The 24312-nt window shown below is 46.4% G+C and carries 19 protein-coding genes; 4 read left to right on the top strand and 15 right to left on the bottom strand.

The window, feature by feature from the left end:
* The first annotated feature begins 14 nt into the window (after positions 1 to 14).
* Entirely contained in the window at positions 15 to 563 is a 549-nt protein-coding gene (locus ACWYU8_RS14670; RefSeq protein ID WP_457520395.1) for a GNAT family N-acetyltransferase, read from the top strand.
* A 106-nt stretch (positions 564 to 669) separates the two neighbouring features.
* Here ACWYU8_RS14670 and ACWYU8_RS14665 read toward each other — a convergent pair whose 3' ends face one another.
* The 7 genes from ACWYU8_RS14665 to hinT form a co-directional block, all read right to left on the bottom strand.
* Positions 670 to 1959, bottom strand: coding sequence for an NAD(P)/FAD-dependent oxidoreductase (locus ACWYU8_RS14665; RefSeq protein ID WP_457520394.1), 1290 nt, complete (start codon positions 1957 to 1959; stop codon positions 670 to 672).
* A 497-nt stretch (positions 1960 to 2456) separates the two neighbouring features.
* Entirely contained in the window at positions 2457 to 2996 is a 540-nt protein-coding gene (ycfP, locus tag ACWYU8_RS14660) for an alpha/beta hydrolase YcfP (protein WP_457520393.1), read from the bottom strand.
* Between the two features lie 127 nt (positions 2997 to 3123).
* On the bottom strand, positions 3124 to 3996 hold the full coding sequence (gene thiK, locus ACWYU8_RS14655) for a thiamine kinase (protein ID WP_457520392.1): 873 nt from the start codon (positions 3994 to 3996) through the stop codon (positions 3124 to 3126).
* A gap of 24 nt (positions 3997 to 4020) precedes the next feature.
* Positions 4021 to 4611, bottom strand: coding sequence for a penicillin-binding protein activator LpoB (lpoB, locus tag ACWYU8_RS14650; protein WP_457520391.1), 591 nt, complete (start codon positions 4609 to 4611; stop codon positions 4021 to 4023).
* 52 nt (positions 4612 to 4663) lie between these two features.
* Positions 4664 to 5056, bottom strand: coding sequence for a YcfL family protein (locus ACWYU8_RS14645; RefSeq protein WP_457520390.1), 393 nt, complete (start codon positions 5054 to 5056; stop codon positions 4664 to 4666).
* Complete coding sequence (locus ACWYU8_RS14640; protein WP_457520389.1) at positions 5056 to 6453, bottom strand: COG3014 family protein; 1398 nt, start codon at positions 6451 to 6453, stop codon at positions 5056 to 5058. Before ACWYU8_RS14640 ends, ACWYU8_RS14645 begins: the two co-directional genes overlap by 1 nt.
* A 235-nt stretch (positions 6454 to 6688) precedes the next feature.
* Positions 6689 to 7039 carry a purine nucleoside phosphoramidase gene (hinT, locus tag ACWYU8_RS14635; RefSeq protein ID WP_457520388.1) on the bottom strand — a complete coding sequence of 117 codons (351 nt, stop codon included), beginning with the start codon at positions 7037 to 7039 and terminating at the stop codon, positions 6689 to 6691.
* Positions 7040 to 7351: 312 nt separating this feature from the next.
* Between hinT and ACWYU8_RS14630 the strand changes: the two genes are divergently transcribed.
* Together ACWYU8_RS14630 and ACWYU8_RS14625 are read left to right on the top strand one after the other, a co-directional pair.
* Positions 7352 to 9343 (top strand): methyl-accepting chemotaxis protein, encoded by a 1992-nt coding sequence (locus ACWYU8_RS14630; protein WP_457520387.1) that lies wholly within the window; start codon positions 7352 to 7354, stop codon positions 9341 to 9343.
* Positions 9344 to 9496: 153 nt separating this feature from the next.
* Positions 9497 to 10657, top strand: a complete 1161-nt coding sequence (locus ACWYU8_RS14625; RefSeq protein WP_457520386.1) for a DUF1887 family protein — start codon at positions 9497 to 9499, stop codon at positions 10655 to 10657.
* Between the two features lie 81 nt (positions 10658 to 10738).
* On the opposite strand, the gene udp is transcribed toward ACWYU8_RS14625, so the two are convergent.
* The 4 genes from udp to ACWYU8_RS14605 form a co-directional block, all read right to left on the bottom strand.
* Positions 10739 to 11497, bottom strand: coding sequence for a uridine phosphorylase (gene udp / locus ACWYU8_RS14620; protein ID WP_457520385.1), 759 nt, complete (start codon positions 11495 to 11497; stop codon positions 10739 to 10741).
* Between the two features lie 305 nt (positions 11498 to 11802).
* A complete protein-coding gene (locus ACWYU8_RS14615; protein WP_457520384.1) occupies positions 11803 to 14109 on the bottom strand; it encodes a zinc/cadmium/mercury/lead-transporting ATPase in 2307 nt (768 codons plus the stop codon).
* Between the two features lie 164 nt (positions 14110 to 14273).
* Positions 14274 to 14693: a CBS domain-containing protein gene (locus ACWYU8_RS14610; RefSeq protein WP_457520383.1), complete on the bottom strand. Its 420-nt coding sequence runs from the start codon at positions 14691 to 14693 to the stop codon at positions 14274 to 14276.
* A gap of 331 nt (positions 14694 to 15024) precedes the next feature.
* Entirely contained in the window at positions 15025 to 16644 is a 1620-nt protein-coding gene (locus tag ACWYU8_RS14605; protein WP_457520382.1) for an NAD(P)/FAD-dependent oxidoreductase, read from the bottom strand.
* A 222-nt stretch (positions 16645 to 16866) separates the two neighbouring features.
* On the opposite strand from ACWYU8_RS14605, the gene fdxA reads away from it, so the two are divergent.
* Positions 16867 to 17190, top strand: coding sequence for a ferredoxin FdxA (fdxA, locus tag ACWYU8_RS14600; RefSeq protein ID WP_444495767.1), 324 nt, complete (start codon positions 16867 to 16869; stop codon positions 17188 to 17190).
* 74 nt (positions 17191 to 17264) lie between these two features.
* Here the strand turns inward: fdxA and ACWYU8_RS14595 are convergent, their stop codons facing one another.
* The 4 genes from ACWYU8_RS14595 to uca form a co-directional block, all read right to left on the bottom strand.
* The gene (locus ACWYU8_RS14595; RefSeq protein WP_457520381.1) at positions 17265 to 17999 is read right to left on the bottom strand and encodes a TrmH family RNA methyltransferase; all 735 of its coding nucleotides are present in this window, start codon (positions 17997 to 17999) and stop codon (positions 17265 to 17267) included.
* 175 nt (positions 18000 to 18174) lie between these two features.
* Complete coding sequence (locus ACWYU8_RS14590; protein WP_457520380.1) at positions 18175 to 18657, bottom strand: type VI secretion system tube protein Hcp; 483 nt, start codon at positions 18655 to 18657, stop codon at positions 18175 to 18177.
* Between the two features lie 190 nt (positions 18658 to 18847).
* Complete coding sequence (atzF, locus tag ACWYU8_RS14585; RefSeq protein ID WP_457520379.1) at positions 18848 to 20611, bottom strand: allophanate hydrolase; 1764 nt, start codon at positions 20609 to 20611, stop codon at positions 18848 to 18850.
* Positions 20612 to 20623: 12 nt separating this feature from the next.
* Entirely contained in the window at positions 20624 to 24235 is a 3612-nt protein-coding gene (uca, locus tag ACWYU8_RS14580) for an urea carboxylase (protein WP_457520378.1), read from the bottom strand.
* Positions 24236 to 24312 lie beyond the last annotated feature (77 nt).

Here is a 24312-nt window from a genome sequence, read left to right as displayed (position 1 = left end):
AATCCGCTCGATTCATGAACCCTGATTTTGAAATCATCACTCCTCGCTTAGCTTTGCGCCTCATTCCCGCCGAAGACGCCAACGCTCTGCACCAATTGCTTGTGAACTCACCTTCTCTGCATACCTGGTTAGATTGGTGTGATGCCAACGTGTCACTCAAAGACGCGCAAGACTTTCTGCTTGCCACACGCTTAAACTGGGTAAAAACAGAAGCCTTTGGCTTTGGTATTTATGACCGGGAGAATAATGCCCTATTAGGTATGGTGGCGGTAAACGAGCTATATCACACCTTTAACATGGCGAGTATCGGCTACTGGGTCGCCGATCGTTATCAGCGTCAGGGGTACGCACAAGAGGCAGTTTTTGCACTTGCAGAGTTCTGCTTCGCTAAACTTAATCTGACACGAATAGAAATCGTCTGCGACCCAGAGAACACGGCCAGCCAGGCGTTAATTGAATCGATTGGCGCACAGAGAGAGATCGTTGCGAGAAACCGCTTTATTTTCAATGGTAAACCGAAAGATGGCGTAGTCTATTCTTTACTACCTCAAGACCTGAAGTGATCTTCTCCTGAGTCCGACAAACAAAAAAGCCACCGTAAACGGTGACTTTTGTATTTGTATCCGAAGATAAACTCGCTTTGCTAAGACTAAGCAAGCCCTTGTTGTATTAGTGCAATTTCAGATTAGGACGCAGTACGCGGTTAATTCGGCCAACCAGCATCATCAAACCAGTTTTAAAAATGCCGTGTAACGCGATTTGGTGCATGCGGTAAAGCGAAATGTACACCACGCGAGCAATACGCCCCTCAACCATCATAGAGCCTTTAGTCAGGTTGCCCATCAAGCTACCGACGGTAGAAAACTGGCTTAGAGAAACCAAAGAGCCATGGTCCTTGTAAACATAGTCTTTAAGTTCACGGCCATTAATCATCGCGACGATGTTGCTAAACGCTCGGCTTGCCATTTGGTGCGCAGCTTGAGCTCGAGGCGGAACGAACGTGCCGTCAGCCTGTGTACACTGAGCCAGATCACCGATAACAAAGATGTTATCGTCGCGCGTCGTTTGCAGTGTGCTTTTCACCACTAACTGATTGATGCGGTTCGTTTCCAGACCAGCAATGTCCTTGATGAAATCAGGAGCTTTGATACCTGCCGCCCAAACCATGATTTTAGCGTTAATCTTCTCACCATCTTTGGTCGTCAAGCCATCTTTCTCGGCTTTTGTCACCATAGTGGAAGTGCGGACAGTCACGCCAAGTTTTACTAATTCCTGGTGTGCCGCAGTAGAAATACGTGATGGAAGCGCTGGAAGGATACGAGCACCAGCCTCAACAAGGTTTACATTGAGTTTACTCGAGTCTAAATCACCAAAACCGTAGGCACGCAGCTCTTTGATTGCATTATGCAACTCAGCACTCAATTCTACACCCGTAGCACCGGCACCAACAATCGCGATATCAACCGTACCGTTACCATTTTTCGCGTGAAGCTTAAGAAACTCATTGTTCATTTCAGTGCGGAAACGATGAGCTTGCTCTGGGCTGTCCAGGAAAATACAGTTTTCACGTACGCCAGGGGTATTGAAATCGTTTGAAGTAGAGCCAATCGCCATGACCAGAATGTCATATTCCAACTCACGACCTGGCATCAGAAGTTCACCGTGCTCGTCTTTCAATTCACTCAGAGTGATGATTTTACGTTCACGGTCAATGTCTTGAAGACTGCCCATTTGGAAGTCGAAACTATGATTCTTCGCATGAGCACGATAACTCAGAGCGTCGACACCCTCGTCTAATGATCCGGTTGCTACTTCATGTAACAACGGTTTCCACAAGTGGCTCGCTTTACGGTCTACTAACGTAATGTGGGCGCGTTTCTTTCGACCAAGTGTGCGACCAAGCTTAGTTGCCAATTCCAGGCCACCAGCACCGCCGCCTACAACGATAATGCGTGTCACAATGATTTTCCTCTACAAAATGAATAAATGGGTTCAGCCCGATGCTTCAATTTCAGTCACACTGATGAAAAGCATCCAACCGATGAATTCTTGGTTCTTTTAGAGGTGTCTCGATCTGTTTGGATTAAAATGGATGCATTGCTTGTTGTTCATTCGTATCAGTTTTTTATTGCGCATCTCTTACAATGTCAGGAGCTCAAACCCGGACAAAATGTGGGCAAGTTTGTTCTTGCTCTCAATAATTTTTTTGATGTTCGTCAAATAATTTTAATCCCGCTCATTATATAGAGCCGTCTTTTGAAGGCAACCAAAATCCTTTCTGTGGATACGGTTTGTCTACTTTTCGATTACTCTACAACAGCATACCCGTGCTACATAGCTTCCGACCAGCAAAACACTGGGCAGAGCACAATAATCGTTTTAAACAGGGGCTATCAGGGATACAAAAAAAACAGCACTCTAAAGAGTGCTGATTCAGAGTGGAAAGTCGTGCCAATCTAGGAGTTCTTAAACTCCTTGACCGTTTGAAGATGGTGAGAGATCTTTTTAAACTTGTGCGTTTGGGTGTCATCCCAAATGATAGGATAATGCTTTTCCAGCTCAGCGGCGCTTTCCTGATTGTCGCGTACCTCGTCCTCTTTAGTCAAAATAACCAAGCAATGCCCCTGATTTTTCGCCCGGAACTGGTCGACACACTTGGTTGCAATGTCTTCGTACTCTTCAGGACGGTCGATACGCCCAGCCATGTTCTTCTCTGGATGTAGGTTCGGGTTAAACATAACCTGCTTGATACCACAGAGAAAACCAATCCGTTCAGACCAATAACCACCAAGACCCACGCCACAAATCAGCGGATTTGGGTCATCAGATTGATCAATTACTTTCGACACCTCTTTGAGCAGGTGCTGCATGTCATGTTTAGGATGAAGCGTGCTGTAATTGATAAAGCGGACGTCATCGTCGATAAATTGTAACTGAAGAACTTTTTCGTGGTTACCCGGGCTAGTACTATCAAAGCCATGCAAGTAAATAATCATTTGTACCTCTCCCTGTAAATATCTGGTACTTTTCTTAAAACTAACACTATTTCCTTACTCTTAAAGGGGAATATGTCACGAGTTCTAAAAACAGTGATCGTCTATACACAATTGGTCCTCTGATCCTCTAGACACAATACGTATCTAAACACAATAAGTCTCTACACTCGTGTGCACAGATTAAGTATTGTTCATCTCCCCACAATTGATAAGCCAGTAAGTACCAAAGCATAGCCATGACTAAAACTCGAGGATGCCAAGCGATGACCCCTTCCAACCAGACAGACACATTCTCAATGCCTCTCATTTTACAATAGCGTACTACCGCATCCTGAATAGGCACATCAGCGACCTGCAGCGTGATGGTTAAGTCTAATCGAGGATCAGCCAACCCTGCATATTCCCAATCAATCACTTTGACACCATCAGCGCCCCTGACCAGGTTATAGCTACCTAAATCAAAATGACACAGCGCGATAGGCAGTGGCTCGATGCTCGGCTCAGTTCGCCACTTCTGATAGAGCAACTCAAACTCGGTTCCCGAGTATTTTCCGCCTAATTCTAGCCAATAATGGTCAATTCGCGAGAGATAAGAGAATGGGACAACAGGAATAACATTCGTTGGAGATTGGTGGATCGTCGCTGCGACGGACAATAACTCGTCCAATTCAATGCCGACATTAGTCAGTGTTTCGCCTTCTACCCACTCAACCAACAGACCTTGCTCATGGACAAACACCGGCTTCGGGCCAATACCAAGAGGCTCAATGGCACTGAGAACCTGATATTCGTTGTGACGGGTAATAAAAAACGCCTTACAGACTTTACTTAGAGGTCGCCAGACATAAGCAAGACCATCTGACGTTTCTAAGTGCCAACAGCGGTTAGTTAGCCCTCCGGTGAGCGTTTGTACTTTCACCGGAGGTTCAACGAAAAAGCCATCAAGCGCATTTAGGGTCGGATCGAGCTGCTTCGCCTGAGGCCAGGAAAACAATGCCATCGATGACTTCTCCATCACTACCGATTAAAGCCCAAACAAGCTCTTAGATTGTGCCTTACGAATTTCAGTTTCATCTGCCCATTCGATCAAGCCAGTTTCCAAATCCATGAGTCGCATGGTCATTTTGTAGTACACATCTTTATCGCTTCCGGCATTCTTCACAATACTGGAAAGGTTGCCGTAAAGCATGTATTGGGCGCCGACCATTTTACCGAACTGAATCGCAGCACTCTGATTGACCAGCTCATCCGTATTCTGGAAGTTCAGTTGTTGGCGCACAGACTCGACGCGCTCCATATCAACAAAACGGAACTTACCTGAATTCAGCATCTGGGTTGAAATTGTGTCAGTAATTGATTCAGTATCAATGTGCTCACTGGTCTTATTCTTAATGCGCTCAACAAACACGATTGGACGTTGGTCGCGAGTAATTGCCGCTACAGAGCCAGACATCATCATGCTATCGACCATTTCAGCAGCAATTTTTTGCAGATCAGTAGAACCAAATTCGATGGTTGTGGTTTCTGTCTGCTGAGCATCACCGTATGAGACCTTGTTAGCACAACCACCCAGAATGACGGCAAGACCTAAAACAGCAATAATACTTTTTTTCATGAGAGTTCCTTAATTTCATACAATACCCTCGCGCTCAGGACGCGGGGTACACTTAATTATCTTGTGCTTGTCTGATTTGAACGCGAAATCGCGTGCCATTCGGGTTCACAGTGACTTCAGAAAGTACAACCGACTCAAACCCACGCACAATCATCTTTCGCCACGGACCCGGCTTGGTGTTTACTTCCAGTCCGTTATTGTCATACCAGTAAAAACGGTAAAGGACATGTTGATCACCCTGATAGTTACTGCTCAGCTGGACGACACCTCTTGGACGGTCATCGACATAAGTAGTCCGAATGTTATCCACCTGCAGTCGGCTACCTAATACATTGTCATTAAAAAAGACTTGCTGTGTCGGGCCGTCAATTCGGATACCCGCGGTATTGTCGGCACATCCAGCCAACCCCACAAGCATCGCTAAGCCAATAAGCCATACTCTCATTACAATCTCCCTAATTGCTTATGCCACACAGTCGAGTGCGATCCCTGACGAGAGACCCACACCAACGTGGTTTGCTGTGCAGGCACATCAAATTGATAGACTTGATCACCTAAGTTTAAACTCTGTGTTCCTGGCTTCACTATTTGTGATGCCGTTTTTACTTGTGCAGGCAGCGTTTGCCAGCTTCGGGTATCCGGTTGTTCCGTTAATGTATTCCAGACATTGAACAAAAGGTTGCCAACATCATCACCTTTCTGGGCGGCTTGTTTCCGAATACGATCTTTAGCCCAAACGCGGATTGCCTGGCGAATAACGATAGACATCAAACGCTCATTGAGATCGTTTTGTGCCATTGCATTTACATCTGCCAATGTACTGGCATTCAGTTTGTTACCATTCAGGCTGACTTCTGCAAACCGTTGCGAGCCTTGATTCGGGTAATAAGGCAAAGCTAACGAGTAGATTCCCCACCTGTCGCGGCTATCGTAAATGGGTAAATCGATGCGCCATCCTTTAAGAGCTTCAACCACACCCTGCTCATCCAGAATGATAACCCGGCCTTGCATATTACTTAGGCTCGTTGGCGCATTACCATAGCGTTTTTCAAGCAATCTGAGGTCTTCACTCATACCCAATTTTTTAGCTGCGTACATTGTGCTTTCGATAACTTGTCGATTATCAGGCATCACTGCCAGCGCACGTCGATAATCGACATAAGCGCTGTTGAGGTCTCGCGAAGCTTCATACAACAAACCGGAAAGGTAGAACAGATACCCATTTTGTACGGCGCCAAGTTTTTTCCCTGCATCAGGGTATCTGGCTAGCACACTCCCCAAATTAGCGGACATGCCTTGGCTATTCAGATCTTTTTCTGCAGCTTGTAACTCTTTTTCACGCGCTTTTCTTGCCGCTTCCTGTACCTGATTTGCTCGGCGAACCTCGACTAATGAGCCTTCCAGATCATTTTTCTGCAAATAATTCAGCGCCAGATACAAGTGTAAAAAACCAAGCTCATAATCGGCAGGATGGTAATCTTGAAGATTATCATTAACCGCGATAGAACCGACACTAGTGGCCGTTTCAGAGACAGAAATGATGGCACGATCTTGTTGAGTACGGACAGCACGATCACTGTTTTCTAATGCGCTAAGGCTGGTGGGGTAATCTTGAGCAAGAAATGAAAGTCGGCCTCTTTCGAAGTTGCCAAGTATCTCACCACCAACATCCGGTGATTGAAGTTGTTTGGCTTTTGCATATTCGCCAGCGACGACGGCCTGATAAACGTCTTGGTTCTGATCACTATAGTGACTAAATAAGTTACCAGCAGATAAATTAGCACAACCAGACGCCATAAGAGCCCAACTCACCAGCCCTAACAGCTTCACACCTAATTTCACATTTATCTCCACAAATGTGTGCTCAGAAAGTAAATAAATTGGGCGGCAATACCAATCACAGTATGTAAGTGATCAGAAATAGCGCAGGAAAAATGCTTGAGAACAAGGCAGAATTTTTAGATAAGTAGTTATTCTACAATCAAAAATTCTAATGCAGTTATCGAGTATTTTAACAAGCTAGAATGACCAGTTATTTACTACGATTGGTATAATTGTACCACCCAATTTAAGTCGCTTAGCTCAGCACCATTGGGCCTAAAGGACGACCACCTAAAAGATGCATGTGAATATGATAAACTTCCTGACCACCATGAGGGTTGCAGTTCAGGATCAAGCGGTAACCGTCTTCGGCAATGCCTTCTTCTTTTGCCAGTTTTTTCGCAACGGTAAATAGTCGCCCCATTACCGCTTCATCTTCAACTTCCACATCATTAACGGTAGGAATCAATTTATTTGGGATGATAAGAATATGGCTAGGCGCACGCGGGTTGATATCACGAAAAGCGGTCACTAAATCATCTTGGTAAAGAATGTCTGCTGGGATTTCCTTACGAATAATTTTACTAAAGATAGTCTCTTCCGGCATGGGTACTCCATTTTATAAGGTTGTGGAACCCATTTAGTATGCGCCAAGCAAAAGCATAGCTCAATAAAAACAGCGTTCACTTAACACTATTCATTAAGGTGTTTAAAACTAAGCTATTTTTGTCGTGTGCGTCATAAAATGTGCGTCTCAGAGTCAATACAATCCAGCGAAATTTGGTACTTTTTTAAGACAATTATAAATTATCCCCAAATCACCTGAGTTGCTTGCAAGAGTTAGTTCTAACACTCCTCAAACTGCACTTTTAAGTCATTTGGAACCTTTTTGTCTATTTTCGGGAGAGGACGCTCACTTATGCGAGGTTCAGTTATTAGACGGATGTATGCGGGTTTTGCACTGATTATCATCCTATTTGCAGTCACAATTGCCATTATGATGGGCGGTATGCAAGACATTCACGGTAAGTTCGAGACCGTATCTAAATCATCTTTACCACTCGTTTCTTTATCCAACCAAACCAGTGTCGAACTACTGTCTGCTGACAAATCTTTTAAAGACTTCCTAACCACTGAGAATAAGCAGCGTATGGACGAAATGCGTCAGGAGTTCGCCAAATCTCTACAGAGTTTCGAGGTAACCTTGGCGCAGTTAGAATCCGCCAGTCAAATTTACCCCTCTCTAGCAGAACCCTTTTCTGAGCTAAAAAAGTTAGAGAAGAGCTATTTTTCTGAGGCTCTTGAAGCAATGGATAACTACGAAGCGATGTTTTCTGCGCAAGAAGAAGTGCAAAAATCTTCTCGCCGTTTCCAAAAACTGAATACCGAACTCTCTGTCGGGCTGAAAGAGTACGTTGCCGATTACTCCAGCATTCCGGTGAAGGTGATGGCGAAAAGCTACTTCATTAAGTTGAAAGAAGCAGAAGTGATCACGTCTGACGCATTAGCAAGTTCCGACTCAGCGTTTGTCACCAAAGCCGTCGCTAAAAACCGCAAAGCACTCATTCACTTAAACGATACGTTCCGTGCTCTGGCCGCTCATTTGCCAGGGGTAGAACAAGCCTTTGGGGATTCCGTCGAACAGTTTACTCGTGACGTAGGTAAACGTGGCGGGGTACTGGATCAGCACAATAACTTCCTGATCGCCCGCGCAGCGTTGTATAACAACATCACTAACCTTGCTATCAAAGTTGATGCGACGAAAACTATTCTCGAACAGTTCACCACAACCGCTACCGATAAATTGAATCAGTCCCTGACGGAGGCAGGTGACATCTACTCTGCCGGCGTAACGAAAGCGCTGATCATTGGTATGGTAGTAGTACTTTTTGCCGCTGCGATTGGTTATCACATTGCGCACAGCGTTCGTGAGCCACTGACTAAGATTCTTAACGTTCTTGAAAGCCTCACCGAAGGTGACATGACGCAGCGCATTGATGTTCGATACAAGAATGAATTCAGTCGTGTGAGCGGCCACATTAACTCCTTAGCCGACAGTCTGCATGACATTCTACTCAAACTGAATGAAGCCTCTGAAAATCTGGCGTCGACGGCCGCAACCAACGAACAAACCTCTTCTCAAGCACAACAGCAATTGAGCGCTCAACGAGAGCAAACCGCTAACGTTGCAACGGCGATGACCGAGATGTCACATTCGGTTCATGAAGTAGCGCACAGTGCTCAGGGCTCGTTAGAGATGGTAAAACGCGTCGAATCTGCATCAGAAGAGGGTCGCACTATTATGAGCGGCAATATCACAACGATTAACCAATTAGAAACTCGCCTACATGAGTCTGTCTGCGCCGTCTCTGAATTGCAGAAGATGAGTGCTCAAATTGGCTCGATTCTGGATGTCATCCGTAACATAGCCGAGCAAACCAATCTGCTGGCGCTCAATGCCGCTATTGAAGCTGCTCGCGCAGGAGAACAAGGACGCGGTTTTGCCGTCGTAGCCGATGAAGTTCGCGTGCTTGCTTCAAAGACGACGCAGTCGACCACTGAAATTGAATCGATGATCAGTAATCTGCAATCAAGGTCGCAGTCAGCGAATTACGTCATCCAAAGCTGTATGAATGAGATGGAGATGTCTGTCGAACAAGCGTCCAAGGCAAATAGTGCAATGGAAGAAATTCAGGCACTGATCATCGAAATCAGTCAAATGAGTATCCACATTTCACAAGCCGCTGCGGAGCAAAGTGAAACGTCTGCAGACATCGCACGAAATATCGAGGATATCAACCACATCGCGGATGAAAGCTACCAAGCGATGTCAAACATCGCACAGACCAGTGAGTCCCTGACTCATTTAGCACATCAACAAAACGAGCTGGTACATCGATTTAAATTATAAATAGGGATATTTAACTGGTTCAACCAATTGTATAAGGGCGACTTTTTATTAGATCGCCCTTGTTTTTTATCGGCCGTGTCTACATATGGTTATTATGGCCGACTCAACCCTTTTCATATCTAATTTAGAGCGGCCGCATAAAAAGGAAAATCTATGGCTGTTCATGTTGGTATTATTGACCAAGACCCAGTGAGATTGGTTACCCCTCTATTGGATAATCGCACACTAAGTTCTCATATAGTCTTCATAGGCGATGCAAGCCAGAAGGATATGTACAACCGACTGAGTAACGTTCTAGCGCAGCGAGAGATTACCTCCGAATTCTTTGAGATCCCTTCTGCCGTTAATACTACTTTGATTAAGCAATCGATTCAGAAGTTGGCTAAAGATCTTCACGACCGAGGTGAGGATGTAAAATTGAATGCCAGTTGCGGCCTTCGCCACCGATTGCTTTCGGTGTATGAGGTTTTCCGCACCTACCACTGGCCAATTTTCGTTGTTGAGCCAAACAGTGACCGATTATGTTGGCTTTACCCTGATGGCCAAAAGGATACTCAGGTTGAAGATCATATTACGATTGCTGACTACCTAACGATTTTTGGTGCGCGAGGCGAATTCCAACACATTGATTTACCGCCTCTTCTTGATAAAAAATTGTATGAACTTGGTGAGCGTTGGGCATCAAACGCCCTTGAGCTTGGCCCTGGTCTTGCCACGCTAAACTACCTTGCTACCACTTGTCGCAAAGAGCAGAAACTCGATGTAGAGCTTTCTGAGAAACAACAAGGCTATCGTGAACTAAACATGCTGATTAGCGATCTTGTTGAAGCCGAAATTGCCACTTATGAAAACGGCATCCTAACGTTCGCGAATGAAGATGCACGTCGTTTTTCTAACGGCGAATGGCTGGAAACGCTGGTACACAGTACGGTTAAACAGATTCAAGACACCATGCCAACGATCCAGGACCGATCTTTGAATGTTCAGGTTTATCGTAAGCTTGGCGAAAGTGAAGTGCGAAACGAACTTGATGTGGCGACAGTGGTAAACAACAAGCTCCACATCATTGAGTGCAAAACGAAAGGCATGCGTGATGACGGTGACGATACGCTGTACAAACTGGAATCACTTCGTGATTTACTAGGTGGCCTGCAAGCACGAGCTATGCTGGTGAGCTTCCGCCCTTTACGTCATAACGACATCACTCGCGCAGAAGATTTAGGACTGGCTCTGATTGGCCCTGATGAGTTAAAAGACCTTAAAACTCACCTTACGGCTTGGTTTGTGGCCGCTGGTGGTTCAGACGAAGTTTAGTCAAAAGATAAATTATATCGATACAAAAAAGCCAGAGGTTGAATTGAACCTCTGGCTTTTTATTTTCAGTCAGATAACGACTTAAAGCATTTTACGTGCTGCTTCTACCACAATTTTGATTGAGCGAGCTTCCGTCTCTTTCAGAGTTGAATGATCTGGAATCTCTTTTTGGGTGCGGTTGATAATAACACCCGCGACACAACCCGCTTTTAGACCGGAGCTTGCACACATAGTGAGTAGTGTTGCTGACTCCATTTCAAAGTTCAGAACGCCCATCTCTTGCCACTCTTTCATTGAACCCTGAAAGCGTTTAACCACACGACCTGTGAACGTATCGTAACGCTCTTGACCCGGGTAGAAAGTGTCACTTGAAGCCGTCACACCCATGTGAACCGTTGCGCCAGACTCTTCTACTGCGGCTTTCATTGCCGTCGCAACATCAAAGTCCGCAACCGCTGGGAACTCCATAGGTGCGAAGTGCAGGCTTGCGCCATCCAGACGAACAGAACCTGTTGTCACGATCATATCACCTACATTTACATGAGGTTGGATCGCACCCGTAGTACCAACGCGTAAGAAAGTGCGAACACCAAGCTGAGCCAACTCTTCAACAGCGATAGACGTAGATGGACCACCGATACCAGTTGAACAAACCACAACAGGCTTACCATCCAATTCTGCACGGTATAGCGTGTATTCACGTTGACTGGCCAGGAATACTGGGTTCTCCATTTGCTCCGCGATTTTTTGTACGCGAGCAGGATCACCGGGAATAATGGCTAGCGTTGCACCATTAAGATCAGCTTCAGTAACACCGAGATGGAATACAGCTTGAGACATAAGTCGCTCCTTGTTCTGGCTTATTTTGTGAGTAATAAGCTCATATAAATGTGATTGGGTACAGAAGCACTTTAACCAACCTTTCCGGGCATTATAGTGACATCTGTCACACAGACATAATGCAATGAACACACACTTTCATTAAAAATAGATTTAAATCACATTAAAAATGAAAATAAAGACCTGTTGCATATCAGAAGTGTGGATTATTGAACTCAGTTATTCGCAAGAGCCGATAAGAACGGAAAAAATAAAAATCCGAGACACCAAGTGCCTCGGATTAACTATAGTGCAACTTTGTTTCACTACGGCATCTGTTTCGATTTAAAACGTAACAGCCGCAAAGCATTGAGTGTTACCAGGGCCGTTGCTCCACTGTCTGCCAGCACCGCAACCCAAAGCCCCGTAATACCCAGAAGGCTGGTCACCAGAAACACCCCTTTCAGACCAAGCGCCAATGCAACGTTCTGGCGAATATTATTCATCGTCGCGCGTGACAGCTCGATCATTGCGGGCAGCTCCAGCAAGCGATTGTGAGTCAGTGCGGCATCTGCGGTTTCCAGCGCAACATCTGTGCCTCCTCCCATCGCAATACCAATACTGGACGCTTTCATCGCTGGTGCATCATTGATACCGTCTCCGAGCATTGCAACCGTGTGCTGTTTAGAAAGCGTTTCAACGTAATGCACTTTATCTGCTGGCAGCAAGCTAGCTTGATAATCTAACCCTATTTGGGTCGCGATCGATTCAGCACTGCGAGGGTTGTCTCCGGTTAACATCACCGAAGAGATCCCGAGTGCCTTTAGAGCCTGCACTGCTTGATGTGCGTCATGGCGTAACGTGTCCTGCCAGGCAATGACACCAATTACTTCTTCCTCACGGCGAACAATAACGACGGTTTTGCCCGAATCTTCCAACTCAACGATCTGTTCTTCAAGCGATTGTGAAAGTTGAAAGTCGACTTTGGAAGGTGCGATAACCTGAACCAACGTTCCTTCCACAACACCCGTCACACCCGAACCCACTTGTGCGGTTTTTTCACTGGCTTCGGGAATAACAATACCTAAACCTTCAGCTTTATTGACCAGAGATACCGCCAATGGGTGACTTATCCCAACCTCAACCGCAGTGGCAAGACTCAGTAGCTGCGCTTCAGTCACTTCGAATGAAAGGACATCGGTGACTTGTGGCTTGCCTTGCGTCAGCGTACCAGTTTTGTCAAACGCAATAGCCTCCACTTTTCCTAGTATTTCTAGAGCCGCACCGCCTTTGATTAATGCGCCACGTCGTGCCGCAGCGGCTAAACCAGACGTAATCGCAGCGGGCGTTGAGATAACCAATGCACATGGACAAGCGATAAGTAATAGCGCTAAACCACGGTAAATCCATGTTTCCCAAGGCTGAGCGAACAGGAGCGGTGGAGTGATGACCACGACCAGTGACACCAACATCATAAACGGCGTATACCAGCGGCTAAACTTATCCAGAAAACGTTCTAGCGGTGCTTTTCGTGATTCCGCCTCTTCAATTAAGTGCAGGATACGGTCAATAGCATTGTCACCTTGTCTCGAGGTCACCTGAATCCGCACGACTTTGTCGACGACAACAACACCCGCCATTATCTTATCGCCCTCACCGCGCTCAGCAGGAATCGATTCACCAGTAAGCGCACTTTCGTCAAAGCTTGCTAACGAGTTCATCATAATCCCATCGGCTGGCATGCGACCTCCGGGAGCGACTTCAATGACATCTCCTGGCTCAAGTTGCGAGGCAGGTACTTCAGTGCGCACACCATCTTTAATCAAAATGGTGTTCTCCGGGACTAAGTTCATCAGAGCCTGAATGCCGCTTCGTGCTCGGGAGGATGCATATGCTTCTAACTTTTCACCGATAAGGAATAGCAACAGCACCATAGCGGCTTCTGCCGTTTCACCTAAATACAGCGCACCTAACGCAGCAACGCTCATTAAGGTCTCAATAGCAAACGGCGTTCCTCCTTTCGCTAACTGAACGGCTTTCCGCGCAATGGGATACAAACCCAGCAGACAAGTTAAGGTGAATATCCAGGTGCCAATTTGAGGGCTTATATTGGAAACAATGGCTGCAATCAGCATTGCGAAAGAAATAAGGAAAATATGCCGATTATCTTTGACCAGACCACGCCAACCTTTAATTTCACTTTGCTTATTTGGTTTATCCAGTGAGGCGAGAGGGAAGCCTGTCTGGCGAGCAGTTTGTTCAATAATAGAGGTCAGTGAGTGGTCATCAAAATCAACAATCAATTTCTCGGTAGCAAACATGACTCTGGCGTTGCTTACACCTTCTAACCCTGTAATCGCCTTTTCAAGCTTTAGTGCACATGATGGGCAGTCCATGTCTGCGACGAGCCAACTGCTCCGAATTAAAGATTTGGGCGCTCTTTCGGGTACTTCGTCAGCTGTAGATTCCGAACTGCAGCAACTACCGCTGCAACAGGCACTTTCACCTGTATCGACCGTTGCTTTGGTAATGTTAAGGATCGGTGTCGTCGACGCACAACAGGAGTCATTCGCCCCTAACGGCAGCGCCGATTTAATTTTGCCAGCTTGGCAACCTTTATGTTTCGTGCACATAAGCCATTTTCCTTATTGAGATAACCTGTTCATCTGACAACAAGGATAAACCTTGGAGTAAGCTCCAGGGTCAAGCTAATTCGGATAAATTTTGACGCCACCCGCAGACTAAACGCCAAAAGGCGCAGATGCGCCTTTTTGGTGTAGGTTTGGTAAGTCGGTAGTTACACCGGATGCATGAAACATTCGTTTAGTGTTACTCCGAGTGCCCTTAATACATCTCGTCTGGTGATAATCCCGACCAATTTCCCCTTATCATCAATGACGGGATATACTTTGGGCTTACCGACTTTCATCATGTCAGCCAAGTCAATAATCGACATTTCGGGCGAAACTGACAGTACATCCGGATGCATGCATTCCTGAACCGTGTGCGTATCCTGGCAGTGGTAGCTCGCTTTCACTAACTTATCCAGCAAGTCTTGTTCCGATAAGAAACCAATCACCTTTTTGTTCTCATCGATGACAGGACCACCCAGCGTCAAACTTTTCATTACCTTATTCAACGCAGCCGTAAGCGACATATCTTTGGTGAAGGTCACTGCTTGCAACGTCATGTAATCTTTTACTTTTAATGAAGCCATCCTAATCTCCTTAGCACCATATTCTTGCGGCCTTTAGTTAAGTGTCGTCTAATTTTCTGATTTTACTAAATGGAAAGTGTCAATTTTGCTTCTGGCGCTAGTCTATTGATCTCTATCCGAATTAAAGAGACTTAAAAATCAACAAAGACGCAGTGACATATTTATATAACTTCTCACGGCACCAAACTTTATGACTCGTAGAATTAGACAATGTGTGTCACATAAAACACGCTTTTGGTGGGATGTTTACCAGAAAAAGCTGAAGCACCGCGCACAAAAAAGCCAGTCGGGGAAATTGACTGGCTTTGCGGTCTTTATAACGAGGATGAAATTAAGCGTTTTCCATCGCGGCGACGATATCGCGAGCTACTGCTTCAGCAACTTTGATGCCGTCGATGCCAGCCGATAAGATACCGCCAGCGTAACCCGCACCTTCACCCGCTGGGTAGAAGCCTTTCAAGTTGATGCTTTGGAAGTCTTTGCCACGTTTAATGCACACTGGTGAAGACGTACGTGTTTCTACACCCGTCAGCAAACCGTCGTCTGAAGCAAAACCTTTGATCTTGCGATCGAATGCCGGAATCGCTTCACGAATTGCCTCAATTGCAAACGATGGCAGCGCTTTCGATAGGTCAGTAAGCTTGATACCTGGTGTGAATGATGGTTCAACATCACCGAGCTCGCTTGGATCGCGACCTTTCAGGAAGTCTCCAATCTTTTGTGCTGGTGCGTCGTAAGTCTCACCACCCAACATATAAGCGCCAGATTCCAACTCACGCTGGAAGCGAATACCTGCTAGCGGATCACCAGGGTAATCCACCTCTGGAGAGATTCCAACAACAATGGCACTGTTTGCGTTACGCTCTGAACGAGAGTATTGGCTCATACCATTTGTTACTACGCGGCCTTCTTCTGATGTTGCTGCTACCACAGTTCCACCCGGACACATACAGAAGCTGTAAACCGTGCGGCCGTTCTTACAGTGGTGAACCAGTTTGTAATCCGCCGCACCAAGAATGGGATGTCCTGCGCTTGGACCAAAACGTGCTTCGTCAATCATTGATTGTTTGTGTTCAATACGGAAGCCAACCGAGAATGGTTTTGCTTCCATGTAAACACCGCGTTCATGCAGCATTTCAAATGTGTCACGCGCACTGTGGCCAACAGCCAGAACAATGTGGCGGGATTTGATTTCTTCACCATTAGACAGAGTTACGCCCGTAATCTGACCATCTTCAATATGAAGATCATCAACACGTGTGCTAAAGCGGATTTCGCCACCCAGTTCGATGATTTTCGCGCGCATTTTTTCGATCATCGTTACCAATTTAAAAGTACCGATGTGCGGTTTGCTTACATACAGAATTTCTTCTGGTGCGCCAGCGTCGACAAATTCAGTGATCACTTTACGGCCGTAGAAGTTTGGATCTTTAACCTGGCTGTACAGCTTACCGTCAGAGAATGTACCTGCACCGCCCTCACCAAACTGTACGTTTGATTCGGTGTTTAGTGCACGCTTACGCCAGAAGCCAAATGTGTCTTTCGTACGCTCGCGAACTTCTTTACCACGCTCAACAATAATCGGGTTAAAGCCCATTTGAGCCAGAACAAGACCAGCAAATAAACCACAAGGACCAAAGCCGATAACAACCGGGCGCTCTTTCAGGTTTTCAGGTGCTTTCGCAACATACTTGTACTCCATATCCGGAGTTTGGCGAACGTGTGGATCTTTCGTAAACTTACCTAACAGCGCTTCTTCATCGCCTTCAACGATGATATCCAGCGTGTAAATAAGATGAATGTTAGTTTTCTTTCGAGCATCGTACCCGCGTCTAAAGACGTTAAAAGAGATAACTTTCTCAGCAGGAATGCCAAGCTTTTTAGTAATCGCGTCTAGTAGCGCGCCTCCCTCGTGATCAAGAGGAAGTTTAATTTCATTAATACGAATCATGTCGATGTCTCGGATAGTAGGTGTCTTAGCCAAAACTCTGCGAAATACAGGGTCAGCTCACAATGGCGCGCATTTTACGAGAAATTGAATTGTCTGTCATACTAAATCAAAAATAGGTGGCGAATTTAACTTAGGGGCTGTTGACCTTTCGAGTTGAATTTTACCTTGGGATGAGTATCATCCCCCATTCCTTCATTTTGACTAACTTAAGAGCTGATTATCATGGCGTTTGTCGTAACCGATAACTGTATCCAATGTAAATACACCGACTGTGTCGCGGTGTGCCCGGCTGACGCCTTTCACGAAGGGCCGAACTTCATGGTAATCAATCCAATAGAGTGCATAGACTGCGGTTTGTGTGTCGACGAGTGCGACGCTCATGCGATTTTTCAGGAAGATGAAGTCCCTGAAGATCAGCAGATCTATATAGAGCTTAATGCTGAACTCGCTGAAATTTGGCCAGTACAAACTGAGGTAAAACCCGCAATGGAAGAAGCCGAGAAGTGGAATGGCGTGCCAAACAAGTTAGACATGTTGGAAAAATAACAGCACTTAAAACGAAAAAAGCGTAATGACGGCAGCCATTACGCTTTTTTTGACTCTCAATTTCGCCGAATCAATCAGCTATGCTGACGACGCATATTATCCAGAATAATTCCCGTCGCCATTGCAACATTAAGCGATTCTGCGCCGCCAAAAGCCGGAATGGTGATCTTGTCGGTCACGAACTTCGACGCTTCCTCACGCACGCCGTGAGATTCACTGCCCATCAATAAAATGCCTTCAGCAGAAAAATTTGTCTTATGCACGCTTTCCCCTTCCAGAAACGCGCCGTAGACTGGCAAGTTCGCTTGTTCTAAGTAGCTAGGCAGATCGACAAGGCTAACCTGAACGCGACCAAAGCTGCCCATCGTCGCGCTGATGGTTTTAGGGTTGTATGGATCCGCGCAGTCTGCACTTGCGACAATGTGCTTAATGCCATACCAATCCGCTACGCGAATAATAGTACCTAAGTTACCCGGATCAGACACACCATCCAATGCGATCATCAAGCCTTTCGCCTCAGGCACTTTCACACTTGGGATTTCTACTACAGCGATTGCCGCGTTGTTGCTTACCAGAGTGCTTGCTTTGGTGAGATCGTCCAGTGACGCTTCGATGCAGTCAAATTGCCCAAGCTCTTGGCTGTGCTGTTCAAGAAACTCCGCCGTTGCAAATATCTGTTTCACCTTTAACGAACTTGTCGCCAACTCCAGTACGTTCTTTTCACCCTGAACCAGAAATAATCCGTGTGCTTTACGTTGCTTCTTTTGACCCAAAGAACGAAGCAGTTTTAATTGGTTTTTTGAAATCATGAAAATATCCCGGGAGAAAATGGTTAAGTACCGAATAAAACGGGGGGATTATAGAGTAAAGACGTGCATAGCTAAAGAGAGGTTAAAGTGAGAAGCGAAATAAAAGCCCGCCACCTGACCATACTACGGGCTTAAAGAAATGGTGCCTATGTCAATCATATGGATAATATTCAAACTAACATTGGGTATTGCTTACCCTGTCATAGCAATAAGCCGGACTGCCATCAACTTCATAAGTGATCTGCCCAAACGCAAACGCTAGGTTTTCTGTTTGAGGCTCTTTCATATCGTCTGAACTGCCAACATTAAAAGAGCTTATTAGGACATTTTTCAACGTGATTTTTAATCCATCCCGGGCGAATTCGACTGTATCAAAGTGGCTTCCTGTTACTATATACCTTAAGAGTGCAGCGGATTGAGCATCACTGTAACGGGTGACATTGAGCTCACCAATATTCGCTTTTCCCGCACCACCACCTCCAGAGCTTATTGGATAACTAATATTTTGGCTGGCTTGCCATGACCAGCCTAAGAGCTCTGAAGAGCCAACCCCTTCGATGGTCATCACCATAGGTCCATCTACTTTCGCTGATGCCGCGCTACTCACTCCGATTAAAGCGCTGGCGACCATTACTATTGCTTTATTTCTTATACTCATGAACTGCTCTCCTCGGTCAAAGTTCAGTTACAGTATAGATAGCGTGCAGAGTTAAAGGGCGAAACAAGAAACCAAGAGGCCAGCAAGTCAAGAAAGTTATCTCGTTGAAAAACGATATAAAAATGAGGAGAAACCGACCCCTCCTCATCCTAACCCTTAGATTTAAATGGCTATTTTATAAATAGAGTTTTTAGTGACTCCCAAGATAATTTCGCCATCCACCTAACTCGGTAATATCCTCAGCACCTTTGATTCCAATCGCTTCACAGATAAATCCTGTCACCCAACTGCCATCGCTGAGTTCGACTTTTCCTAATCCTAACGGATGTGGGATCTGGCATAGCAGAGTACCCAATGCTGATTTAGGGAACGACCACACTTCGATTTCTATGGCCTGACCATTACCTTCGTCACGAACGAGACCCGGACGAGCTGGCGGACCACCAGCCAGTGCGTACATCCGATAAGACTTGCTGGTTTCACCTTTCGATTTGAGTATTGCGCCCTCTCCCGTTAATTGATGATTCAGTGGCAACCCTTCCATATGGGCACCGCACACCAACAGATCAACACGTTCATCTTCAGGTAAAAATTGCTGTGTCGCTCCGAGAGGAAGACAAGTTTCTTTTTGCCACTCCTTTGCAAGCTTGACCAAACCCGAGTCTGTAAACGCGGGCGCAAAAAGCGTAAAACCAAACGGTAAGCCAGATTCACAGAACGATGACGGAATCGCTATCGCCGTATAATCCAATAAGTTCATGAAGTTAGTGTAGTAGCCGAGGTTACTGTTAAGTTCAATCGGATTGGCTTCAACTTCTTCTATGGTGTAAGTGCTTCCGGCAGTCGGTGTGATAACCACATCCACCTCTTTCAGTAGTCGGTCACACTGGACTTTATAGTCCTGAAGCTGATACATGAACTGAAACGTATCGGCGGCCGTGTAGTTTTTCGCGCCGCCAATAATCGTTTCAATCACGGGTAAGCAACGACTGCTGTCTTCGTCAAAAAATGAATTTATCGCAGCGTAGCGCTCTGCAACCCAAGGGCCTTGGTACAGAAGTTTCGCCGCATCGATGAACGGTTGCAGATTAAATTCAACCAGATCAGCACCCATGGATTTCATTCTTTCCAGAGCTAAAGCAAACTGTTTTTTGTAGTGCTCATTACCAAAAAACGCCAGTTGCTCTTCTGTAGGTACACCTACTTTCAGACCACAGAATTCATCAGGTAGTGTCTGCTGAACATTTTCACGCGCATAACTATCTTTCTCGTCATACACCGCGGCAACATCAACCAGCGTTTCCAGATCAGCCGCACTGCGGGCAAAGAAGGTCACGCAGTCCAGAGTACGACAAGCGGGGACGACGCCGCTGCAGCTCAGTAAACCTTTGGTCGGCTTTAGGCCCAAAATATTGTTGAACGCAGCAGGAACACGCCCTGAGCCTGCGGTATCGGTTCCCAGCGAGAAAAACACCTGATTGAGCGCCACACTGATGGCACTGCCTGCACTAGAGCCGCCGGATATATACTGCGGGTCAAAACTGTTTTTTCCTGCTCCCCATGGGCTACGAACCCCAACTAATCCAGTGGCGAACTGATCCAGATTCGTTTTTCCCAGCGGTACCGCTCCTGCTTTGATCAGCTGTTCTACGACAAACGCAGACTCTGTCGGTTGGTAAGCAAACTCTTTGCATCCCGCGGTTGTAGGTAAATCTTGCAGATCAATGTTGTCTTTTATCGCAAATGGCACACCGTACAACGGTAATGATTGACTGTCTTTTGTCTCCAACGCAGAAAGATAGTCATCCAGCTGTGACTCTGAAATCAGAGAGATCCAGGTATTGTTCGTATCTTTCTGAGCCAGTTTATATTTCTGTTTGAGAAACGTTCGGATATTCAGTTCGCCGGAACGGTATCCTGCAAGTAATTGTTCGATAGTAACTGGAGTATTCATCCCTTTTACTCCTTATGCTGCTTGAGTATTAATAATGACAAGTGGCTGACCAGCACTAACCTGAGCGCCTTTATCCGCACACACTTGATCAATAATGCCAGACTCTGAAGCGACAACTTCCAGTTCCATTTTCATCGCTTCCAACACCATGATGACCTGCCCGACTTTCACCGTATCTCCCGGTTTTACTAAAGCCTGCCAGACATTGCCTGCGACGTGGCTTTCCACCAGCGCTTGGCCTTCTTCTAACACGAGTTGCGTTTGATCTTCTTCTTCCGCCTCTTCAACCACGAAGTTTGCCTGTCCACTTTCAACCCAGCGTTGGCGCTCCGCCTCAAAAGCGGTTTGCTGACGCTGTTTACAGGCATTAATTTCCTCAGAGTGTTCATCAATCAGCGCCTGATAGCTCGCCAGTGAGAATTCCGTCTCTTCAATTTGCAGTGGATACTGACCAAGTGGGTGCTTGCGTCTTATTTCCAGCAGCTCTTCCGCGCTGACTTCGTAAAACTTAATCTGGTCAAAGAATCGTAACAGCCAAGGCAGCTCAAACTCTTTAGTCTGACGATAGCGGTTCCACATCTGCAATGTTCGACCAACAAACTGATAGCCGCCAGGCCCTTCCATGCCGTAAACACACAGATATGCACCGCCGATACCAACCGCGTTTTCAGGTGTCCAGGTACGTGCCGGGTTATATTTCGTGGTAACCAGACGATGACGAGGATCCATCGGAGTCGCCACCGGTGCTCCCAGATAAACATCGCCCAAGCCCATCACTAAGTAGCTCGCATCAAAGACAATTTTTTTCACATCTTCGACAGAATCCAGACCATTAATACGACGAATGAACTCAATATTGTCCGGACACCAAGGCGCATTTTTACGTACCACTTCGTCATACTTACGAATCGCGAGTCGCGTTGCTTCATCATCCCAGGACAATGGAATGTGAACGACACGAGCAGGAACCGTCAGTTCATCAATATCCGTTAACTGAGTTTCCAGCTGTTCGAGGTATTTCAGCAATTTATGACGAGGCAGCGTCAGGTTATCGTAATGGATCTGCAGAGAACGAATCCCCGGCGTGAGCTCTTTAACTCCTTCTATATCCATATCTTCGATCTTCATCATCAACGCATGCACACGGAAACGAAGTCGAATATCTAATACTTGCGGACCGTATTCCACCAGCAGGAAGTCTTCACCACTCGGACGATAAACCACGTCCTCGCCGAAGATCGCTTTAGGCAGTGTTTTAATGACCGGAGAAGACAGCTCGACAGCTTCAAGATCACTTTCTTTAATGCTAAAAGCTTCAATGTTCAGAGCTTCGATGCCATCAAGTTGTGCTCGCTCTGCCATTTCTGCTTGCTCAATCGTTACCGGAACAAAACGTATTTTGTCACCCGCTTTAAATTGACCGGCTTTCCATAAATCCGCTTTGATGATGGTCGCCGGGCAAACAAAACCGCCTAAGCTCGGACCATCAGGACCAAGAATTACCGGCATGTCACCAGTAAAGTCGATTGTACCGACAGCATAAGCGTTATCGTGAATGTTCGACGGGTGCAGCCCCGCTTCCCCGCCATCCTGACGCGCCCAGTTCGGCTTAGGACCAATCAGGCGCACACCAGTTCGACTTGAGTTGAAATGGACTTTCCAGGTTGCAGAAAAGAAGGCGTCAATGTCTTCATCAGTAAAGAAGTCCGGCGCACCGTGAGGTCCGTAAATCACGCGTACTGTCCATTCGGTCGTCAGTTCAGGTAACTGAACCTGTGGTGATTCAACCGTAACCTCTGGATCAGAACCTGTGACATGTAATACGTCACCAGCGACAATGGCACGGCCTGCGTGACCGCCAAACTGACCTAAAGTGAAGGTTGATTTACTGCCAAGGTAGTCCGGACATTGGATGCCACCATCAAACAGTAGGTAACTGCGTGCACCATCTCCTTTGACGAAACCGGTTTTCAGAATCTGGCCGGCTTTGGCCATGGTAACGACACCGTGTTCAATCTCTACGCCATCCAGCGTGGCATCAAGATGTGCTCCGGTGAGAACGAAAGATTGCTCGATGTTAAATTTCAGCGTCGGGCCAGAAATAATGATCTCCAGACCAGCACAGGATTCATCATTGTTCAGCATTCGGTTACCAAGACGAAAACTCAATGAGTCCATCGGACCTGAAGGTGGAACGCCAATGTGCCAGTAGCCAGAACGACCCGGATAATCCTGAATGGTCGTCTGCGTACCGCCGCTAATCACATCAACTGAAGCGGGTTGGTAAGCGAAGTCATTTAGAGATCGGGTTAATACTGTCCCATTCTGAACAAGGTCAGAGAGAATCAATTGTTGTAAATATTTCTGGTTATGCTCGATACCATAAATAGACATCGTTTGTAGCGACTCAGACATTTTATCCAGGGCTTCAGTTCGGGATTCGCCCAAGGTAATGATCTTCGCTAACATCGGGTCGAAGAAAGGTGAGACTTCGACACCCGCTTCAATCCAGTGCTCTATGCGTAATCCATCCACTTTTGGCCACTCAACGTGACTGAGTAACCCTGCACATGGCTGAAAGTTTTTGTTGGCGTCTTCGGCGTACAAACGCACTTGCACTGCATGTCCCTTTGGCTCACGCTCTGTCAGCAGTTCTGCTTGCGTTAACTCGCCAGCGCCCAACTTCACCATCCACTCGACAAGATCGACGCCAAACACTTCTTCTGTCACACCGTGCTCAACCTGTAAGCGAGTATTCACCTCTAGGAAGTAAAATTCTTCTGTGATTTGGTCAACAACGAACTCAACGGTACCGGCGTTACGATAATTCACTTCTTTAGCCAGATTAATTGCCGTCTGGTGAAGCGATTCACGGGTTTTATCGGTTAAGTTTGGCGCTGGTGTCTCTTCAATGACTTTCTGATTACGGCGTTGAGAAGAACAGTCACGTTCACCAAGAGCAACCACCGTCCCATGCCCGTCGCCAAAAATCTGAACTTCAATGTGACGTGCACGTTCAATGAACTTTTCGAGAAAAACGCCGCTGTTACTGAAGTTGTTCTCACTCAGGCGTTTCACTGAGTCGAAAGCGGCCGCCAGAGACGCTTCGTCATAGCAGCATTGCATGCCGATACCACCACCACCGGCGGTACTTTTCAGCATGACTGGGTAACCAATGCGTTTTGCCTCTTCTAAGGCTTGCTGTTTGTCCTTAAGCAGCCCGGTTCCCGGTAACAGGGGAACGCCCGATTTTTCTGCAATCGCACGTGCGGAATGTTTAAGGCCAAAAACATTCATTTGTTCTGGAGTCGGGCCAAGGAATACCAGACCATTGGTTTCACACAAGCCGACAAAATCTGGGTTTTCGCTCAAAAAGCCATAGCCAGGATGGATCGCTTCCACACCCGCCTGCTTGGCAATAGCGATGATTTTTTTCTGGTCGAGATAGGTGTCTGCTGCTGCACCTTGGCCTAGTGAGTAGGCTTCATCAGCCTGAGTTACGTGGAGACTTTGCGCATCAGCTTCGCTGTATATCGCAACACTGGTGATGCCTAATTTTTTTAGCGTTCTGATCACACGGGTAGCGATAGCGCCGCGGTTTGCAATAAGTACCTTGTTAAACATAGACGATTCCAATTCTTGTCCGGGTCGTCCCGGCTAAAGCTCAGAGTCTTATTTTGGGGTCGTCCCCGACTCTATAA

It is taken from the genome of Vibrio limimangrovi (assembly GCF_054064025.1).
The sequence above is the reverse complement of the archived record's forward strand: the minus strand, read 5'-3'. Positions and strand labels throughout refer to the sequence as shown.

Excerpts from the sequence above, each read along its gene's own strand:
- thiK (WP_457520392.1), bottom strand. The coding sequence starts at position 3,996 with ATGGCATTGTTTTCCTGGCCTCAGGCGAAGCAGCTCGATCCGACCCTA.
- ACWYU8_RS14645 (WP_457520390.1), bottom strand. The coding sequence starts at position 5,056 with ATGAGAGTATGGCTTATTGGCTTAGCGATGCTTGTGGGGTTGGCTGGA.
- fdxA (WP_444495767.1), top strand. The coding sequence starts at position 16,867 with ATGGCGTTTGTCGTAACCGATAACTGTATCCAATGTAAATACACCGAC.
- ACWYU8_RS14670 (WP_457520395.1), top strand. The coding sequence starts at position 15 with ATGAACCCTGATTTTGAAATCATCACTCCTCGCTTAGCTTTGCGCCTC.
- ycfP (WP_457520393.1), bottom strand. The coding sequence starts at position 2,996 with ATGATTATTTACTTGCATGGCTTTGATAGTACTAGCCCGGGTAACCAC.
- atzF (WP_457520379.1), bottom strand. The coding sequence starts at position 20,611 with ATGAATACTCCAGTTACTATCGAACAATTACTTGCAGGATACCGTTCC.
- ACWYU8_RS14625 (WP_457520386.1), top strand. The coding sequence starts at position 9,497 with ATGGCTGTTCATGTTGGTATTATTGACCAAGACCCAGTGAGATTGGTT.
- ACWYU8_RS14615 (WP_457520384.1), bottom strand. The coding sequence starts at position 14,109 with ATGTGCACGAAACATAAAGGTTGCCAAGCTGGCAAAATTAAATCGGCG.
- hinT (WP_457520388.1), bottom strand. The coding sequence starts at position 7,039 with ATGCCGGAAGAGACTATCTTTAGTAAAATTATTCGTAAGGAAATCCCA.
- ACWYU8_RS14595 (WP_457520381.1), bottom strand. The coding sequence starts at position 17,999 with ATGATTTCAAAAAACCAATTAAAACTGCTTCGTTCTTTGGGTCAAAAG.
- ACWYU8_RS14630 (WP_457520387.1), top strand. The coding sequence starts at position 7,352 with ATGCGAGGTTCAGTTATTAGACGGATGTATGCGGGTTTTGCACTGATT.
- lpoB (WP_457520391.1), bottom strand. The coding sequence starts at position 4,611 with ATGAAAAAAAGTATTATTGCTGTTTTAGGTCTTGCCGTCATTCTGGGT.
- ACWYU8_RS14590 (WP_457520380.1), bottom strand. The coding sequence starts at position 18,657 with ATGAGTATAAGAAATAAAGCAATAGTAATGGTCGCCAGCGCTTTAATC.
- udp (WP_457520385.1), bottom strand. The coding sequence starts at position 11,497 with ATGTCTCAAGCTGTATTCCATCTCGGTGTTACTGAAGCTGATCTTAAT.
- ACWYU8_RS14610 (WP_457520383.1), bottom strand. The coding sequence starts at position 14,693 with ATGGCTTCATTAAAAGTAAAAGATTACATGACGTTGCAAGCAGTGACC.
- ACWYU8_RS14605 (WP_457520382.1), bottom strand. The coding sequence starts at position 16,644 with ATGATTCGTATTAATGAAATTAAACTTCCTCTTGATCACGAGGGAGGC.
- uca (WP_457520378.1), bottom strand. The coding sequence starts at position 24,235 with ATGTTTAACAAGGTACTTATTGCAAACCGCGGCGCTATCGCTACCCGT.